This is a genomic window from Shewanella sp. SM95, assembly GCF_025653595.1.
GTDB classification, from domain to species: domain Bacteria; phylum Pseudomonadota; class Gammaproteobacteria; order Enterobacterales; family Shewanellaceae; genus Shewanella; species Shewanella oncorhynchi.
Genome location: NZ_JAKKSE010000020.1, coordinates 42,153 through 60,026, shown reverse-complemented (window position 1 = coordinate 60,026; position 17,874 = coordinate 42,153). Strand labels below are relative to the sequence as shown.

The 17,874-nt window shown below is 46.6% G+C and carries 19 protein-coding genes; 13 read left to right on the top strand and 6 right to left on the bottom strand.

Features of this window, described 5'->3' with window-relative positions:
- Window positions 1-45: 45 nt before the first annotated feature.
- The 3 genes from L5M29_RS18595 to L5M29_RS18585 all read right to left on the bottom strand — a co-directional run bounded on the left by L5M29_RS18595 (window position 46) and on the right by L5M29_RS18585 (window position 3,634).
- Window positions 46-1,194, bottom strand: a complete 1,149-nt coding sequence (locus tag L5M29_RS18595; RefSeq protein WP_263169392.1) for an ABC transporter permease — start codon at window positions 1,192-1,194, stop codon at window positions 46-48.
- Window positions 1,195-1,276: 82 nt separating this feature from the next.
- Window positions 1,277-2,011: an ATP-binding cassette domain-containing protein gene (locus tag L5M29_RS18590; protein ID WP_063881864.1), complete on the bottom strand. Its 735-nt coding sequence runs from the start codon at window positions 2,009-2,011 to the stop codon at window positions 1,277-1,279.
- A gap of 3 nt (window positions 2,012-2,014) precedes the next feature.
- Entirely contained in the window at window positions 2,015-3,634 is a 1,620-nt protein-coding gene (locus tag L5M29_RS18585) for an alpha/beta hydrolase (protein ID WP_263169391.1), read from the bottom strand.
- A 93-nt stretch (window positions 3,635-3,727) separates the two neighbouring features.
- Between L5M29_RS18585 and L5M29_RS18580 the strand changes: the two genes are divergently transcribed.
- The 7 genes from L5M29_RS18580 to L5M29_RS18550 all read left to right on the top strand — a co-directional run bounded on the left by L5M29_RS18580 (window position 3,728) and on the right by L5M29_RS18550 (window position 12,126).
- Entirely contained in the window at window positions 3,728-4,099 is a 372-nt protein-coding gene (locus L5M29_RS18580; RefSeq protein ID WP_131524556.1) for a GntR family transcriptional regulator, read from the top strand.
- 42 nt (window positions 4,100-4,141) lie between these two features.
- Window positions 4,142-5,005, top strand: a complete 864-nt coding sequence (locus L5M29_RS18575; protein ID WP_263169388.1) for an ABC transporter ATP-binding protein — start codon at window positions 4,142-4,144, stop codon at window positions 5,003-5,005.
- Window positions 5,002-6,318: an ABC transporter permease gene (locus L5M29_RS18570; RefSeq protein ID WP_263169387.1), complete on the top strand. Its 1,317-nt coding sequence runs from the start codon at window positions 5,002-5,004 to the stop codon at window positions 6,316-6,318. Before L5M29_RS18575 ends, L5M29_RS18570 begins: the two co-directional genes overlap by 4 nt.
- 192 nt (window positions 6,319-6,510) lie before the next feature.
- Window positions 6,511-8,319, top strand: coding sequence for an AMP-dependent synthetase/ligase (locus tag L5M29_RS18565; RefSeq protein WP_263169385.1), 1,809 nt, complete (start codon window positions 6,511-6,513; stop codon window positions 8,317-8,319).
- 142 nt (window positions 8,320-8,461) lie between these two features.
- Window positions 8,462-10,918 (top strand): toxin-antitoxin system YwqK family antitoxin, encoded by a 2,457-nt coding sequence (locus tag L5M29_RS18560; protein ID WP_263169383.1) that lies wholly within the window; start codon window positions 8,462-8,464, stop codon window positions 10,916-10,918.
- Window positions 10,919-11,043: 125 nt separating this feature from the next.
- Complete coding sequence (locus tag L5M29_RS18555) at window positions 11,044-11,454, top strand: acyl-CoA thioesterase (protein ID WP_168826862.1); 411 nt, start codon at window positions 11,044-11,046, stop codon at window positions 11,452-11,454.
- A gap of 123 nt (window positions 11,455-11,577) precedes the next feature.
- Window positions 11,578-12,126 (top strand): HPP family protein, encoded by a 549-nt coding sequence (locus L5M29_RS18550; protein ID WP_131524567.1) that lies wholly within the window; start codon window positions 11,578-11,580, stop codon window positions 12,124-12,126.
- Between the two features lie 73 nt (window positions 12,127-12,199).
- Here the strand turns inward: L5M29_RS18550 and L5M29_RS18545 are convergent, their stop codons facing one another.
- The 3 genes from L5M29_RS18545 to L5M29_RS18535 all read right to left on the bottom strand — a co-directional run bounded on the left by L5M29_RS18545 (window position 12,200) and on the right by L5M29_RS18535 (window position 13,831).
- Entirely contained in the window at window positions 12,200-12,982 is a 783-nt protein-coding gene (locus tag L5M29_RS18545; RefSeq protein WP_105250928.1) for a hypothetical protein, read from the bottom strand.
- Between the two features lie 92 nt (window positions 12,983-13,074).
- Window positions 13,075-13,341 (bottom strand): GNAT family N-acetyltransferase, encoded by a 267-nt coding sequence (locus tag L5M29_RS18540; protein ID WP_263169380.1) that lies wholly within the window; start codon window positions 13,339-13,341, stop codon window positions 13,075-13,077.
- A gap of 61 nt (window positions 13,342-13,402) precedes the next feature.
- A complete protein-coding gene (locus tag L5M29_RS18535; RefSeq protein WP_263169408.1) occupies window positions 13,403-13,831 on the bottom strand; it encodes an acyl-CoA thioesterase in 429 nt (142 codons plus the stop codon).
- 194 nt (window positions 13,832-14,025) lie between these two features.
- Between L5M29_RS18535 and L5M29_RS18530 the strand changes: the two genes are divergently transcribed.
- The 6 genes from L5M29_RS18530 to L5M29_RS18505 all read left to right on the top strand — a co-directional run bounded on the left by L5M29_RS18530 (window position 14,026) and on the right by L5M29_RS18505 (window position 17,770).
- Window positions 14,026-14,385, top strand: a complete 360-nt coding sequence (locus L5M29_RS18530; protein ID WP_105250930.1) for a MerR family transcriptional regulator — start codon at window positions 14,026-14,028, stop codon at window positions 14,383-14,385.
- A 67-nt stretch (window positions 14,386-14,452) separates the two neighbouring features.
- The gene (locus L5M29_RS18525; RefSeq protein ID WP_168826866.1) at window positions 14,453-15,031 is read left to right on the top strand and encodes an NAD(P)H-dependent oxidoreductase; all 579 of its coding nucleotides are present in this window, start codon (window positions 14,453-14,455) and stop codon (window positions 15,029-15,031) included.
- Window positions 15,032-15,056: 25 nt separating this feature from the next.
- A complete protein-coding gene (locus L5M29_RS18520) occupies window positions 15,057-15,452 on the top strand; it encodes a GFA family protein (RefSeq protein ID WP_263169378.1) in 396 nt (131 codons plus the stop codon).
- A 3-nt stretch (window positions 15,453-15,455) separates the two neighbouring features.
- A complete protein-coding gene (locus tag L5M29_RS18515) occupies window positions 15,456-15,806 on the top strand; it encodes a MerR family transcriptional regulator (protein ID WP_263169376.1) in 351 nt (116 codons plus the stop codon).
- Window positions 15,807-16,022: 216 nt separating this feature from the next.
- On the top strand, window positions 16,023-16,409 hold the full coding sequence (locus tag L5M29_RS18510) for a carboxymuconolactone decarboxylase family protein (RefSeq protein ID WP_263142254.1): 387 nt from the start codon (window positions 16,023-16,025) through the stop codon (window positions 16,407-16,409).
- Window positions 16,410-16,678: 269 nt separating this feature from the next.
- The gene (locus L5M29_RS18505; RefSeq protein ID WP_263169374.1) at window positions 16,679-17,770 is read left to right on the top strand and encodes a hypothetical protein; all 1,092 of its coding nucleotides are present in this window, start codon (window positions 16,679-16,681) and stop codon (window positions 17,768-17,770) included.
- The last annotated feature ends 104 nt before the right edge of the window (window positions 17,771-17,874 follow it).

Sequence of the window (17,874 nt, the reverse complement as noted above, 5' to 3'; positions counted from 1 at the left end):
GGAGACGATTTGGTGATCGCCGCCAAGTTGAGCAATCGATTTACCTTACAAACCGAAGATTACTTTTTCACTCTTGAGCGACCTTTCCATGCCAAAGGCGAGCAATACCGCAATGGCGAGTGTGCCTAAGGTCGAAACCAGTAACTGCAACATGGGCAAGTCTTTACCTTTGATAAAGTCCATTAATGCCTGTTGCTGACCCGAGACGGGCAACCACTGCAGCATATCTGGCGCTATGTTGTAACTGGCGGCCATCGACAGGGCTAAGGGCACAAACAGCACCATAGTCAGATAGGACTGAGCTTCCTTAAAGGTTTTCGCCATAAAAGACACAAAAAGTTGCAGACAAGCGGCCATTAACGCGACGGGGATGCCGACCACTAACATCAGCAGCATAAATTCTGTGGTGATGTTGACGCTAAAGCCTAATTCCTGCCATGGCACAAAGGCGTAGGCGACTTTAGATACCAGCAAAATCAGCACTAAACCGAGCAGAGCGAACAAGCTCACCGCAATAATTTTTGACAGTACTAATTGGCGAGTGGTCAGCGGATGGCTCAGTAGCAGGGCCAAGGAGTTACGTTCGCGCTCACCGGCACTGGTGTCGATAGCTAGGTTCATCCCCGAGATAAATACCGAGTAAATCATAGTAAAAATAGCGATACCTAAGATCATCCCACCCTTAGAGTCTGTGGTGGCTTTGTCTTGCACATTCACCTTGAGTGGCTGCACCACGCGCGGGTCGATACCGCGGGCGATTAAACGTAAACTGCCCATTTCAGCGCTGTAGGCCTGCAGTTGCTTCTCGAGTCTGCGAATCGAGTTCTGCAGTTTCTCCTCAGAGTTATCGGCCACGATAGTGATTTCGGCGCTTTTGCCTTGGTTCATCTGCGCGGCATAGTCGGTGCTGATGATCAGTTCTATTGCTTTAAGGTCTTTGGCGTCAGAGCCATCGGCTGCGCCTTGAGTGATGCCTTTATTCGATAAAAATCTTACTAAATCCGGTGCTTTATCGGGATTTTTAATGGTGATTTTCAAATCATCGGGGCTGGTTAATTGGCCAATTAACACCATAAATAGGCCGCACATGATCAGCGGCGTGCCTATGGCGTAGTAGAGACCCGCCATCACAGAGCGCTTATCGCGGGCGGCATCGATGAGTTCTTTACGAACCATAGCGATTATTTTATTCATGCTGTCATTCCCTTATCCATGATCTTATCTATCTGAGCTTGTACATCATTGATGCTGCCTGCATTCTTGTTAGTTTGAGTCATCATGCCGCTATCCCTTCATCCGTGCCGATAAGTTGAATAAAGGCTTCTTCGAGCGAGTCTTTGCCTGTTTGAATGCAAAGCTCTGTTGGGCTGCCAATGGCGACGACTCTGCCTTGGGCCATAACGATCACTTGGTCACACAGCGCGGCGACTTCCTGCATCACATGGCTCGAGAACAGCACGCAATGTCCTTGATTTTTAAGATCGATAAGAATGTCACGCAGTAGGCGAGTGCTCATCACATCCAGCCCACGGGTCGGCTCGTCGAGGATAATATTGCTCGGGCTGTGGACGATTGCCTGTGCGAGAGCGGTTTTCATTCTTTGTCCTTGGGAAAAGCCTTTGCAGCGGCGATCGCTAATGTCCTCGAGGCGCAATTTCGCAATCACTTGGCTGGTGGCTTCCTTGGCCTCCTTGGATGATAGGCCGCTTAGCTCGGCAAAATAGCGAATGTATTCCCGTGGTGTTAAGCGTTCGTACAGACCAAAAGGGTCGGGGAATAGCCCGAGTTGCTGTTTAGCGCCAATAGGGTCGATGGCGACATCTATGCCTTCGATTTCAGCCTTGCCGTTATCGGGTTTCAGCAGGCCAAAAATCGTGCGTAAACAGGTGGTTTTACCTGCCCCGTTCGGGCCGAGTAGTCCTGTGATTTGGCCGTTTTGTGCGACGAAACTTAAGTCATTCAGCGCCTGCACGTCACCGATGCGCTTGGAAAGATGGGATACTTTAATCATGGCTTATTCCTTAGCTCCAGTGCTGGCGTGATCATCTGTTGTCGTGGTTTTTGTGCTGGTCGCATTAAGCGGTTCTACCGAGCTGGCATTTAAATAAAAGCTGCGGCGCACATCTTTGTTCAAACATTCGCCGTTGAGATCGTTGACTGAGCCCGAGCGAACGAGATCGGCAATCAGGTTATTGGCGCAGGATTGATAGGCCACACCGTGGGTCGCATAAGGAGCGACAAAGTGTTTGGCATTGGTGAGTTTTTCCATGGCTAACTCGCCCCAGCTTGGTGGGGTGGCGGGGTCGATTTCGCCGGATAACAACAAGGTCGGAATGTTGCTGTTAATGGGTTCGCTAAAACTGTCATCGACCGCGGGGACTTTCCATACTGAACAAGTCGCCTCTAAGCCTTCGAGCATGGTTCTGCCCATAAAGGATTTTTTGGCCTGCTCGCGCATGGTTGGGGTAATGCGGTGCATATCTTCGCCACAGACCACAGATGCGTGCATGCCCATCGCCATGCCAGCATTGTCGATAGTGAGGGCATATAGGCCGAGTATGGGTTGGAAGTTGTTTTTCGATGCTTGATGAATCGCATGGGGCAAGAGGGCGCGCACATTGGCTTGATAGAGTGCCATACGGATCGAGCCAGAGAATTTACCGCGCGTCATGGTTAACATGGTTTTTTCGCCCGTGACGGGATCGTAAACGTTTTCCATCACAGGGCCTGTGGCGAGCTTAGCGTCGATTCGCTCAAAGTCCGCTTTTAACTCGGGGAATTGACTGTTACAGGCGGCGGTTGCTTGGCAATCCTTAAACAATAAGTCGAAGCCACGATCAATTGCCGAGCCAATTTCTAATACGCTTTGCTGCATGGGCACTATGCCGTCTAAGGTCACTGTGGCTAAGTGCTCTGGATATAAACGCATGTAAAGTTGCGCCATGCGAGTGCCGTAGGAGATGCCGTAAATATGCAGTTTTTTATAGCCTAAGTGCGCACGTACGGCTTCGAAGTCTTTAATCGCATTGAGGCTGCCGTATTGAGTCACGTCGGCATCAATTTTGGCTAAGCATTTTTGCGTTTCGGCTAAGGTATCGACATTATCGTCATCGAAGGACAGTGGAGATTGAGCTCCTTCATCGCAGGCCAGTACATTCGAACGGCCAGTGCCCCTTTGATCGATCAGTAAAATATCCCGCTGTTGGCGAACTTTGCTCAGCATGGCATCGAAACCTGCCGCGTTCTCTATGGCCGATTGTCCTGGGCCGCCTGCAATCGCCAGCAAGGCTTCTTCATGGTTGGCATTTTTCACCGCAGGCAAAACAACGTAATGCACTTGGATCTGTTTGCCATCGGGTTTGTTAGGGTTTTCTGGCACAGTCACAAAACCGCAGTTTAGGCGATCGGATACGCCTTCCACATAACAAGTGTCGATCTTATTAGCGATATCTGCCGTCGCTTGTGTCTCTTGGCTTTTCACATCACTCGCCCACGTCGCCGTACTTGCCATTGCCAGTATGAGGGCGCTCATTCTCAAAGTACGCGTGCGCCATGTGGCACCATGCCGTGGCTGAGTTGGCACAAGGCGTTGAACTGTGTTGCTTAACTTCCTGTGTGTCATGCTATGTATCATGCGCGCTTTCCTTTTTGCATTTCAGGACGAGTGTGTTAATTTAAATACCAGTGTATCGGTGTATCAATGTATTAATACAGTGTGTAAAGGCTAATGTTAGAACTTTTAAATGTCAACCCCAGCAGTGGTGAACCCATTTACAAACAATTACACGAACAAGTCGTGCGTTTAATTGTGGGCGGTCAACTGCAAGTGGAAGACGTATTACCCTCAGTGCGCCAGATTGCCGAGCATTTAGCGGTAAATCCCATGACAGTTTCCCGCGCTATTCAACAGTTGGTTGACCAAGGTTGGCTCGAACGCCGCCGTGGCCAAGCGACAAAAGTTGCCTTGCGAACTGAGACTATGGCATCGGGTATTAGCCTGCTCGAACCCCAGATCTATGCCCTGTTGTCGCAGGCAAAGCAGTTAGGTGTCAGCTTGCCCGAGTTGCTGCAACTGCTAAATGAGCGCTGGCAAGATTAGAAAGTAATGTACCGATAAATAGCATAAAAAGGATGAAATTCGATGGGCCAAGAGCGCACGCCAATACTTGAATTTAACCGAGTGAATAAAGTCTTTCGCGGTAAAGGCGCAGGTGAAAAGTGGGCGCTTAAGGATTTATCGTTAACTTTGTCGGCGGGTATGGTGGTGGGGTTATTGGGGCAAAATGGGGCGGGTAAATCAACCCTAATGCGCTGTGCCTTGGGTGTGCTCACACCGGATTCTGGCAGTATTGTTACCTTAGGTGAAACGCCCGAAAATTTAACCTCAAAGGCAAAGGAGCGTTTAGGTTATGTACCGCAGCAACCTTTTGGTTATGAAGGTTTTACCATTGAACGCGCCCTCGATTTACACCGCAGCTTTTATCCCAATTGGGACATGCAATTAGAGCAAGATTGGTTGGTACGTTTCGAGTTAGATGTGACCCAACAGGTGCAACGTTTATCGGTTGGGCAAAGGCAATCATTAGCGTTAATTATGGCGATGGCCTATCGCCCTGAGTTGTTAATCCTCGATGAACCCGTTGCCAGCCTCGACCCTATAGTCCGGCGCAAGTTTATGGTCGATTTGTTCGATCTTGCCCTCGAATCTGGCTCTGCCGTGCTGTTTTCATCCCATATCACCTCTGATTTAGAGCGAGTTGCCAGCCATGTGGCATTGATTAAACAGGGTGAGTTAGTGCTGTTTAAGGAAATCGATGCCCTGCGTGAAGAAGTGCGTTTGTTAACACTCGTGCCCGAAACGGTTTTGCCCGAGTCAATTACTGTGCTGAACCGTGTTGGCGATTCGGTGCTGGTGGATCTAGGTGAGCACAGCGCGTCAATATCAGGCGTGTTAAAGAATGAAGCTTTAAACTTGGAGCAACTGTTTATGGAGCTACACAGATGAGTGCGGCGCACCATAAGCAGATACAAGTCGCGAAGGGCAAAATAACGAGTCAACGAATGAATCCTTTCAAGGGCATGCTGCGCTTTTGGTGTTTTGATATCGGCAGTGTGAGCTTTTTAGGTACGGCTATACTGGGGGTGATCTTAGCTTGTATCGCCGCGGTTTATGGTAAAAATGACAGTGCTGAACTGTTGTTTTCTATGGGGATTATCTCAAGCTCGGCGGCGGTTGCATGGCAACTCATACGTCTGATGGCGAATGAATGTGCACAGTTAATTCCCCATTATCGTCGCCATATCTACATTCAAAGTGTCACTGTTTTAGTCAGCGTTTTTGGCATAGGAGTCTTGTTCTGTTTGGCTTTAGGTTTGACGGCTAGCCTAGCGAGCTTAGTGCTGGCTTTGGTGATGAGTTTAACTTTTATTTGGCTTTGTTTACTCAGCACTCAGTGGTTTTATGCTTCGTTTTTACTTTTTGTCTTAATGCCATTTATCCCATTGATTGCAGAGCACATTCCTCTTTGGCTAAGTGCGATTGCCCTGCTGATTTTAGGTATGCTGATTGCGCGTGCATGCCGTATTTTACCTTGGCGCGCTGAGGCGAGGACGGTATATCTCAATGGTCTCGAAATGGGGTGGTTTTGGCTGCCGAATCTGCAATCCATGCGTATCTTGAGTCGCTTCGAGCGTTATTTGCATCCCACCAATTTTTTTATTGGCCCTATGTTGACGATTTTACTGCTGCTATTGCCCGTAGTCTGCTTAGTGCTTGGGCTGTTGTCGCATCAATTTCATTTGAATATCCCTGTATTATTGTTTTTGGCGCAGTTCAGTGTGATTAGTTGTTCGCTGGTGCATTGGAGCCGAGTGCAACGCTCGCGCTCGACAGAAACCTTATTGTTGATGCCAGGGTTTGATGGTCGAAAAGGATTCATAGCGGCATTTTGCCTTGGACAGCAAAGACTCCTGAATGTGGTCGTCGGCATTATGCTGGCGTGTAGTCTGCTGTTGGGCTGGCTCAATGGTGATCTGAATATGCAGTTAGTGGGTCATCTGGTGCTCAGCACTTACTGGGCCTGCGCCTTGACGTTAGGTTTTGGCTGTATGTGTCGCCGAGTTTTGCATATCACGCTCACTATGATGGTCGTCGCGGGGCATTCCCTGTGGGTGTCTATCAGCCTTACCTCTTTACGTGATGGCGGCAATTTAACTAATTGGTTGCTATGGGATCTACTCTTAATACTGCTGGGGCAAGCGGTGCTGATTTGGGGCAAGAGAACCCTCTGGAAGGGCGATGTTATGAGGTCATGTTGACGTTCTGAGATTAAATTTTGTTCGCCCTGACAAGTAAGTGAAACTAAGAGTGGTACGCCGCTAAAGCCTATTTACAGCGTGATTTGGGCGACATTTGCACAACATTAGAGCAAAAACTCTTAGTTTTTATTTGGCCTTCAGGTAGAATGCTGCAAAAGCGGTACACTTGTAAGCTAAAAAGGTGAGTCTCTTATGTCTCTCGATCAATATCATGTTATTCGACTATTACAGCAGCAGAGCGAGTCTTTAAAAGACGCAGTAGCGCTGGAAGGTTTTGAAATGGCCGCTCCTTGGTATCAGGTGAGTTGGCAAGCCTTCGACCAAATCAGCAGTAAAATTGCACAAGTGTTGATCGAACTTGGCGTACAAGTGCAAGACCGTTGCGTTATTCTGGCGCAAAACTGCCCGCAGTGGACTTGTGCCGATGTCGGCACTCTCAAAACTCGCGCCGTTGTGGTGCCAATTTATCCCACCAGTACCGTCGAACAGGCTAGCTTTATCGTTAACGACGCCACCGCTAAAGTGATTTTTGTCGACGATGCTAAGCAATACGCCATGGCGTGTGAGTTGCAAGCCTTATGCCCAAGCCTAGAGCATGTGATTGTATTCGATGCCAGCGTGACACTCGCTGCCGATAAGGCCAATCAGCATTGGCATCTAGATACCCTATTGGCGGGTGACACTCAGTTAAACATTGAGCAAGAAGCCGAGCTTCATCAGCGTTTACACGCTGCAAATCTCGATGATTTACTGACCTTAATTTATACCTCCGGCACGACGGGCGATCCTAAGGGCGTGATGCTGGATTACCGTAATATGGCGTCTACCATACGCCAGCACGATCAAAAACTGGCCTTCCATTCTGGCGATGTGTCTTTGGCATTTTTGCCATTGAGCCATGTATTTGAGCGCAGTTGGAGTTTCTACGTCTTGTGCCGTGGCGGTCATAACGTCTATCTGCAAAATACCCAAAGAGTGAAAGAGGCGATTAGCGCCGTGCGTCCACATACCTTGTGTGTGGTGCCGCGTTTCCTCGAAAAAGTGTATAGCGCCGTACAAGATAAAGTCGCCAAATCAGCCGACGGTCGTAAGAAGTTGTTTGCTTGGGCGATGCGCGTTGGCCAACGTCAGTTCGAAGTAGGCCAAGGTCGTGCTAAGGGCGGATTGTGGTTGTCGCTGCAATGGCGTTTGGCGCACAAGCTGGTGTATAGCAAGCTGCAAGCCGTGCTCGGTGGCCGTTTGAAGTTTATGCCTTGCGGTGGCGCAGCCTTAGATGTGAATGTCGGTAGTTTCTTCCATGCGATTAATATTCCAGTACTTTGTGGGTACGGTATGACAGAAACTAACGCGACTGTGACCTGCAATACCTTAGGTAATCGAGTGCCGGGTTCCAATGGACAACCTTTGCTGGAAACCGAAATTAAGCTAGGTAAGGACGATGAGATTTTAGTCCGCGGCGCGACTGTGATGCGGGGCTATTACAATCGTCCTGAAGATACCGCCGCTGCGTTTGAAGATGGTTGGTTAAAAACCGGTGATGCAGGGCGTTTCGATGCGAACGGCAATTTATTTATTACCGATCGTATTAAAGAATTGATGAAGACCTCCAACGGTAAATATATCGCGCCGCAAAGGGTTGAGGGCGCCGTTGGCTGTTGTCCTTTTATCGAGCAAGTGGCGATTATTGCCGATGCGCGTAATTATGTGACCGCTTTGATTGTGCCAGCGTTTGAGTCACTGGAAGCGTGGGCGAAGGACAAAGGGCTGAAGTATGAGTCACCTTTAGAATTGCTGCGCCATAGTCATGTGGTTGAGCATTTTGAGCAACGCTTAAAGCAGTTACAGCATGAGTTGGCCGGTTTTGAACAGATTAAAAAGTTCACTCTGTTGCCTGAAGCGTTTTCGATGGAAGCGGGTTTAATCACCCCAACGCTCAAGCTGCGCCGCAAGATGATTTACCATAAATATGCCCATGAAATAAATGCTATGTACAACAACTAATTGTTAACTTGTTGTTGCTAAAGGCCGCAGAAGCGGCCTTTTTTTTATCTACTACTTCCTGAAGTGCTTTTCTTCGCTTAAAATTCGCCCCGTTTACTGGTGCGCATGAGGCGCGAGGCGTCGGTATAAAAGGTGTAGTTAAATGGAACTTTCGATTCGTAGTTTATTCGCTGCAGTGAGTGCGGTGTTGTTATCTTCTTTAACTGTCATTCCTGCAGCTGACGCTGAGGATTACGACAAAATCGTCCATGGCCCAGTGGACTTACCTAACGGGCAATGGCTCAATTTCTATCAAAAAGATCATAAAGTGTGGGGCGAAATGCTCTATGGCGATGCGCCCGGCGTGCGTCTTGATGATTATGGTTCTGCTGAAGTGGTTGCGGTTTTTTACCTCGATTTTGATAAAGGTGGCACCAAAGAAGTGGTTGTCATGCTGAAAGATGCCGATGGTCAGCATTTACGGGGCTATGGTTTTGAAGGGGATGATCTCACAAAACTCCCCCGTCTACAGGTTGTGCTCGATGACGTCGCACCAACCTTAACCTCGTTTACCGTGGGTAGCGTTCGTAAAGTGTTAAGCCAAATTCCGCCGCAACAATACCGTATGACCTATGATGTTGACGCGATTGAAGATCCCGCCATTAAAGCGATTGTCGATGGTTCTACTAAGCTCAAGCCGACCTTAGTGGGTTATCGTAATTCCGAAGGTTCACCCGTCGATGTGAAGACAGCCGTCGAATATAAATTACGTTATCCACTGACTCGTAAAGATAAAGATGCCCAAGGGATTGAGCGTCAATATAGCTTAGTGACCACCTTTGATCGCAGTGGTTATAGTGAAGAAGACGGTAGTTTTGTATTGGTGAGCGTGGCCTTTGAGGCCGATGACTTTGATTGGCTTAAAAGTGGTGGTGCCGTGATCCCTAAAACAGGCCCATCCTATGATTTTATGAGTATGGGCATGGGGAGCACTTGGGCAGGGCTTGCCAGTGAAAGTCATTATGCCCAAGGTGTGCTCGATGGCCCGTATGCAGCCTACGATGGTCGCAATGGTAGCGTGGTTTACTCTGGTAACTACAAACAGGGCAAAAAAGTCGGTAAGTGGATGGAGACAGAGAACCAAGCCATTTATTGGGAAGGCGAATATCTTGACGGTAAAAAGCAAGGTAAATGGATTGCACAGTCGATGTTCGATGAGGCCGATAACTTTGGTTTTGCCCATTACAATCAGGATGTGCTCGACGGCCCCTACGAAGTCTATGAGCCCGATTATGACTCCAGTGCAGAAGGCGATAAGCGATTAGTGGCAAAAGGTATTTATCTTAATGGCGTAAAAGATGGCGAGTGGCTTGAGGCTGATGGCAGCAAAGGCCAATATCAAAAGGGTGTCAAACAAGGTCCTTGGGTCGATAAAGTGACGAGCGGACATTTCCGTGATCAAGTTGGTGAAGGTGCCTATCTTGCAGGAAAACGCACTGGCCCTTGGGTATTTAAAGCCGAAGATGGGACTCGTACCGAAGTGAGCTATGTCAATGGCTTACGTCAAGGAGAGTCTAAATCATTCGACAAAAATAATCTGATGTTTAATACCCGCCATTATGAGCAGGGTCGCCTTAATGGTCAGAGTATTTGGTATTCAAGTCCGAATGTCGTGGTGGATATCGCTAACTACCGCCAAGGAGAGTTGGATGGCCAGCAAATGCGCTTTAATCCCCAGAACGGTGAGCTGACTGAACTAACGAGTTATAAATTCAATGAAGCGGTGACGATTAAGCCTTCGCACGATGAATGTATTATGCGTGAGAATCCCTACTCAGATGATTGTGAAGGGGTGATTAATGGTAAAAATGAAGAAATTTCATCGATAAAAAACGGTGAGCAGCGCGAATATCATAGCAGCGGCTCCTTGTATAAATTGGCTTATTACACCAATGGCGCTGTAGATAAAGAATATCAGTTTGATTCCAATGGCCGTTTATTAAATTTAAAAACGTACAAAGCGGGTAAGGAATACGGCCCAAGTATCAGTTATTCCACTGATGGTGGTTACTCACTCTCCCGATATGGTCACCAAGTGAATAACCGTGTCTCTGGCCCCCATTACAGTTTCTATCCCAATGGGCAATTAAGAAGCCTGTGGAACTACTGCCAGCAAGAAGGCGAAACCTGGAACGGTGAACCTTATTTCTGGGATAACGCCATTGCGCGCTGCGGTATACAGCGCGAGTACTTTGATAATGGTGCCGTGAGTTGTATTGAAGACCTCGATAGCAATTATGCCGTGGATAAAGTGTGTTACGACATGAATGGCAAGATAGCGAATGAAATGCTGCGTATCGATGAACAGCATGTGATCCACAAGCGCTACATTAACGGTGTCATCTATTCCGAAGAGCCGGGTTTTGCCGATTACTCACATATCACTAAGGGCCGTAAGATTTATCACTTAGAGAACCCAAAAACTCATGGAGTGTATAAGTCTTATAAAAATGGCAAGTTAGAATACGAGAAAATGTATGATATGGGTAAGGCTGGATGCCTTAAAAAGTACGATGCTAACGGCAAGCAAACCCCAGAAACGGCGAGTTGTCAGTTTTAAAATGCTAGGTTTGGGCTAGTGGCTAGAACCTGTTTGGCTTAGGATAATGGATGAGTTTGGTGGTTGGTTTAATTACGTTAATCACCACGCTCTTCCATTCATAAAATAATAAAAAGGAAGTTTGCATGTCAGCCACAGAATACAGTCTCGAAATCAATCCAAGATTTACTGAAACCGACGGCCTAGGTCATATCAACAACACTGTGATCCCCGTATGGTGCGAAGCGGCGCGCACGCCAATCTTTGAAATTTTTAATCCTGAGTTGGATTTACATCAGTGGAACTTAATCGTGGCGGGGTTTACCGTGGCATTTATCGCGCCGACTTACTATGGCAAGAGTGTCACAGTAAAAACCTATGTCAGCCGTATCGGTAATAGCAGCTTCGAGCTGACCCAAACCTGTTGGCAAGCGGGCAACAAGACCGCCGAAGTAAAAACTACCTTAGTGCACTACGATTACAGCAGTGAAAAAAGCCGCCCGATTCCTGAAGATATCCGCGAAATGCTCGCTAATCTGAATGGTGAAAGTGCTTAGTCTGCTTACTCTTTCGGTCAGCGTAATTGCAATTGCGCTGCTGAAGGGTTAATTTGTCGACCCGCTAACTGTGATGCAGATCACTTGTCTGTATCGCTTAATTTTTATCGGTTCGGATTAACCATGAGATTCTATTTTACCCGCATGCGATCGAAGGACATTTGTCCACCAAGACAGCCACTTAAAAAGATTGTGTGGTCATGGGTTGGGGCTTTCTGTGGCATTTACTTGGTCGCGAGTCTCGCAAATTATATGAGTGAAAACCTCGTCGACACTATGTTTGTCATTGGCTCGTTCGGCGCGTCGGCAGTGCTAGTGTACGGTGCACCGCTGGCGGAGTTTTCTCAGCCGCGTAACTTGATTGGTGGCAGTGTGTTATCGGCCTTAATTGGGGTCGCAGTGTACCAAGTGTGTGGCGATTATGTGGTGCTGGCGAGCGCCTTAGCGGTATCCCTGTCTATCGCATTCATGTACCTGACTCGTACTCTTCATCCTCCGGGCGGCGCAACGGCATTGATTGCCGTGATTGGCGGTGAAAACGTGCATCAACTCGGCTTTCTTTACGCGTTAATGCCAGTGTTCCTCGGCTCAGTATTACTCTTACTGGTCGCGCTGGTGGTCAATAACCTCTCCACCGATCCCAAGCGCCATTACCCTGTTTATTGGATTTAGTGAAAGTTAACATTATCCCAAGTAGATGAGCGCAACTGTTATTGCGCTCATCTATTTATGTTTATATTTCAGATTAAATACCGCTAGTTATAGCTATATTTCTAAATGCTATAATTCTTGTACCATCAGAATAATCTAACTTGAAATTTAACTTTTTTATCATGACTGGATTTGATTCTGTAGGATATTTGAAAAATAGCTTTAGTGATGTAGCTGATTTTTTTGTCAAAGGAATACTTCTTGATGATCTAATAAACTCATTTGCTATATGTACTCTTTCTAGCTCAGCTCTAGTGTTTTCTTGATCATAAATCCTAGTGTTATTAACTCCGCCAATTTCTAGATCTTCGTCTGAAACATTTCTTACAAACAGACTACATATCACTTGAGAGCCAGATCTTGAACAATAATCTAGCTCTATTTCTAATCCAGCTTCTACTTGTACCATGCTATAGCTAATACGTTCTTCTTTTTCAAGAAAGTAACTGCTTAGCGACGATGATGGAGCATAAAATTCTCTTAGGCTTAAGGACAAAGCTCCCAACATCAAAAAAACAAATGTGTAATATCCATATTTTCTCCATGTTTTTCGATCTTTTACTTTGGAAACAAGTCTGTTGACGATAAAAAGAATTGAAAATGCTGATATGAGAGCTAAAAATGCAAAGATAGCTTGATAGAGTAATAATCCATCAACGTTAAGTTGAAATAGCTGTCTTAAGAAGTCTGAGCCTCTAAATGTCGGCACTAAAACAGCCAGTAAGGTAAGTATAAAACTAAGCAGTGTATTTGAGTCTGACATGTATTCTCTGAAATTATTTTTTTCAGTATTTTCCTTTAGCGCCTTACTATCCATTTTTTATAAATATCCTATAACTCTGCTTATATGTGATGACTATTTTAATATTAATGAAGTATCCATTCAAAGATGTTTCTATATCAGTTTTGCTAGCTTTTCAAAAATTTCTGTACATACCAGCAGCTGGCTTGGATAGTAAAGTCTTGGCCTTTAGCCCACTTTAAACCGTGGCGCACTAAGCGTTCGGCAAGGCCTTTACCGCGCAGTTCGTTGGGGACAAAGGTGCGGCTGAAATCGATATCCTTGCCTGATAATCGGTATTCCAATACGGCTTCATAGCCGTCGACAGGGATAATAAAACGCTGTCTATCCTGTTGATGTTCAATGGCGATCTCGATATTTTCGTTATCTGACATACATGCTTCCCTCAAGGTATGGCCTAAAGTGTGCTGGCAATTCGTTATCGATTTGAATAGCTTAAGCGACTTCGTGCTGTTTGAGAATCGCCAGCAGTTCTGCCGGTAACTCGGCTTTTTTGCCCGTTTTAAAGTTAAACATCACCGCGACTGAAGTACCTAACGTCGTTACTGCCTGCTGCTGTTTACTAAAAGCCTGATAATGCATGGTAAATCTATCGTTGTGAATATCGCTAATACTGACACTTACCAATAAAGTATCGGGGAAAGTCACTGGGCGTTTATAGCGAGCCTGATTTTCGCTGATTACGGGGCCAATGCCGGATTTATACAGGGTATCTAGCGGGAAGAGGCGATTGAAAAAGTCGATACGTGCCGTTTCAAAATAGCGGAAATACACCACATTATTTACGTGTTGTAGGGCATCCATTTCACCCCATGCAACGGGGATTTCTGTGACTATGGGGTGTTGGGTGAAAAACTTTTCCATTGCCTGTTCTTGTACACCTTCTTGCAACTGTTGTTTAAATCCCATGATAAAAATCCCAAGTTAAAACGCTCGTTTAAGCGGCCAGACTAGCAGCATAAGATTGCTGCGACAAGTCTTGGCCTAAGCTGATACTGTGGCTGATAATGGCAAGCAATGCAGATATGAGTAATGTCTTTAAAGGGTTAGGTTGAGCTATGTATATTGGACAAGCGGCAAAGCAAACAGGGCTGTCGATAAAAGCGATTCGCTTGTATGAGGAGTGGGGGCTAATCGACACTCCCGCACGTCAGGGGCGTTATCGTATTTATAGTGCGGCGGATATTAGGCTGTTGTTGCTGATCAAAGAGGCCAAAGCCCTCGGTATTAAGCTTGTCCAACTAAAAGATTTACTCGAACAAGGCGATAAGCATGCTCAGTTAGCCACAGTGCAGGCTTTTTTGTTGGGTATTAAAGCGGATTTTTTACGCCAGATAAGTGAGTTAGAACATAAAGTCACTCAGTTAGATGCCTGTATTGATGGGCTCACCTCCTGTGAGTCGCAGCTGTTACCTTAGGTCTTGACTCTCCCCTTAGGGGCAGAGTTTATGCTATTTGCCACATTGACTGTTATGGCGTTTCATCGTGGCAAAAAAGATTTTAGTGATCTGTGGTAATCCTAAGGCGCAGAGTTTTTGTGAGCATCTGGCTGAAACCTATGTCCAAGCGGCGGCAGATAAACACTCAGTGAGAATCGTCAAACTAGCTGAGCTGAATTTTGACCCGAATCTGACCTACGGTTATCGTCAACCTCAGCCACTCGAAGCCGATTTGCTAGCGTTTCAAGCGAATATCCAGTGGGCGGAGCATGTGGTGATTATCACACCGATTTGGTGGGGCGGTATTCCTGCTAAGTTTAAAGGCTTAATCGATAGGACATTTTTATCTGGATTTGCATTTCAATATGAGAAAGGTAAATTGATACCCGCTAAGTTGCTGCGCCATAAAACTTCGCGAATTATCATGACTATGGACACGCCGCCTTGGTATTACAAGTGGTTTCAAGGCGCTCCCGCGCTGAAACAGCTTGATACCGCCACCTTAGTTTTTAGTGGTTTTAAGCGGGCTAAGTCCAATATGTTGGGGCCAGTGATGAGTGCTAAGGAGCCGCAATTGCAACAATGGCGAGCGTTGGTGCAGCGGCTGGGGAATTTAGGTTTATAGAATCGAGCGAAACAAGGAGTGGGGTGTGATTAAACAAGTGGGCAATACTCTTATTCAGCCAAAACACAGAGCGTCCTGCCATTGCGGTGCCGTGGTATTGGAGTTGTCATTGCCTAATGGCATCGAAAATCCACGCCGTTGCGATTGCTCTATCTGTCGTCGTAAGGGCGCAATGGTTGGCTCTGTGCCGCTGGCGGGGATTAAGATCCTCAAGGGTGAGGATGTGCTGAAACTCTATGAATTCAATACCAAAACTGCCAAACACTACTTCTGCGCTATCTGCGGTATTTACACCCATCACCAGCGGCGTTCCAATCCCCATGAGTATGGTTACAACATTGGTTGCCTCGAAGGGGTTAACCCATTCGATCTCGAAAATGTTCCCACGAATGATGGTGTTAACCATCCTGCGGATCGTTAGACTATGAACATAGGTCAGTTTGCTGCACTCACTGGACTGTCGGCGCATACGCTCAGGTATTACGAGAAAATTGGCCTACTGCAGTCTGTTGTGCGAAATGGCAGCGGGCATCGTGATTATGCGGCGAAAGAAGCGGAATGGATTGGGTTTATCAATCGCTTAAAAGAAACGGGCATGCCGTTAAAGCAGATATTGACCTATGCCGAGCTGCGTGCCCAAGGCGATGTAACCGCTGGCCAGCGACAGCAGTTGCTCGAGCAACATGCAACACAATTGGCTGAGCGTATTCGCCAAGAGCAGGAGCATTTGGCTGCTCTTAAGCAAAAAATTCACTATTACCAAACTCATTTTTAGTGGCTAAGCTCAGTCGCTAACATTTGTGGTTAAATGCTAAAAAGCTAATATTATTTACTTTTCTATTTGCTTGCTTGTGCCTCTAGCCAGCGAGTTAAGTAGAGGGGCAGTCTTACTGATCCGCATTGCCTGTGTCATGCATCAATGAACCATTGACTTAGAGTTAACTCTAAGGTTTAGGCTGCTTGCTGTGATTTAATCCAGCAGGAGCTAAAAATGAGTAATCAAAGATATGTGCAGGGCCTCGCTAAACTGACTGAAATCGACGGTGAGGCGGGGGAGAAAGTCATCCGCAGTCTTGCCGATATTTGCCCTGACTTAGGCAAGTACATTATTGAATATCCTTTTGGGGATATTTATCAGCGTGAAGGGCTCGACCTTAAGACGCGGGAGCTAGTGACAGTTGCCGCACTCACGGCGCTAGGGCATTGCCAGCCACAGTTAAACGTACATATTAATGGCGCATTGAATGTCGGTTGTACGCCGCAGGAAATTGTTGAGGTGATATTGCAAATGTCGGTTTATGCTGGCTTTCCTGCTGCACTTAATGGCATGTTTGTCGCTAAAACCGTATTTTCTGAGCGGGAGTTAAGCGTCGTTTAGTTAGTCCTGAGTCAGGTTTATCGATTTGCAAGAGTGACCATAAGGCCGCTTTGATTTCCTCTCTCAAGTTCATTTTAGTTGGATTTAAACGGGCGATGGGGTGTTGCGGAGCTTTCATTCGACTCTAAACAGAACGTTCGACTTTGGCTAGAGATAGCCAAAGTGACCAATATACCGAGATTGAGTGGCACAGTTGCCATCACTGTGCTTTGCACATTACAGTGGCAAATGTTGCCCGTCTTACTATTTCAATGGAATGTAAAATAATAATGAATTTAATCGGTTACATTGGGTCAGCTCGCCAATACTTGCGAAAGCTCAGCTTACCATCACTGAGTGACATCCGTTTAGGTTTGGGCAAGTTCTGGCGCTGTCTTATCCTAGGGGTTGCTAAGTTATCCTTTGCGCAAAAGCTGTATCTTATTGCTTTGATATTGGCTTTTAGTAGCGAGTTAATGGGGTTGGTCGCTGTGATTGCCGTAATCGCTATGGCCATCGAGTTTTGGCCTGTGTTCGAGCGGGTTTGGCACAGTTTGGCGGGCAAAGCTGTGTTGTTGCTGTTTTATGCGATGATTGCCAACTTTGCTTTGGGCTGGTCTGGCGCGATAGTTAACGAAGTGGTTGGGGTATCAGCAAGCGATCTCAATTACACCCATAACTTAGCGATTTTACTCTATATGCCCGCTTGGTTTTTGATGGTAAGCGCGATCGTGCTGCTGGCATTACAGTTGATTATTCCTATCTATTTAATATTGATCTTTTTGCTTAAACCTTTAGGTGTCAAATCGTTACGGCTTACCTCGCATACTTCATTCCGTAAAACGACTTTTTTGATCCGTATCGTGCTAGCGACTGTGGTTTTGTATCACTTGAGCCTGTTAATTGATTTAGAGACGCGCATTGAAACCTCGTTTGGCAACTTTATTACCTCTCCCCAAGAAGCCGCTAAGCATGCGCCTCGCGAGCCAAAATCGGGACGGTTGCCGGATGCGACCGATGTGCTGACGGTACCGATTGTAGAGCTAACTCAGACTGCTCTTGATTCTGAAAGCGATAAATCGAGCAAGGCTGAGAATAGTAATGATGACGGCGAGCTGGAAGAGGAAGAGCGCAAAAAGGCCTACGCCTCGGTGCGAACTCAATATCAGTACTTAGTGCGGCAATGGCTAGCTACGTTCGCATTTTCACTTGAAGCCAATGGCCGCTCGCGTTGTAAAAAGCCTGCCGAGTCGAATGTGATTGAATTAAATGATTACGAGATTTTGTTGATCACACCCGATAAGAATGCGGATTATGGTTATCGTTTTGAGGTGGAAAAATGTATCTCGGCCGCGTTTCCGCTGGCGGTGAAGGGCAATTGAGTCAATTAATAAAAAAGCGACCACAAGGTCGCTTTCGTTTTATCGGCTAAATCAGTTTGAGCTGACTGAGTCGACTATCGTGCTATTCAACAACCATCACGTTA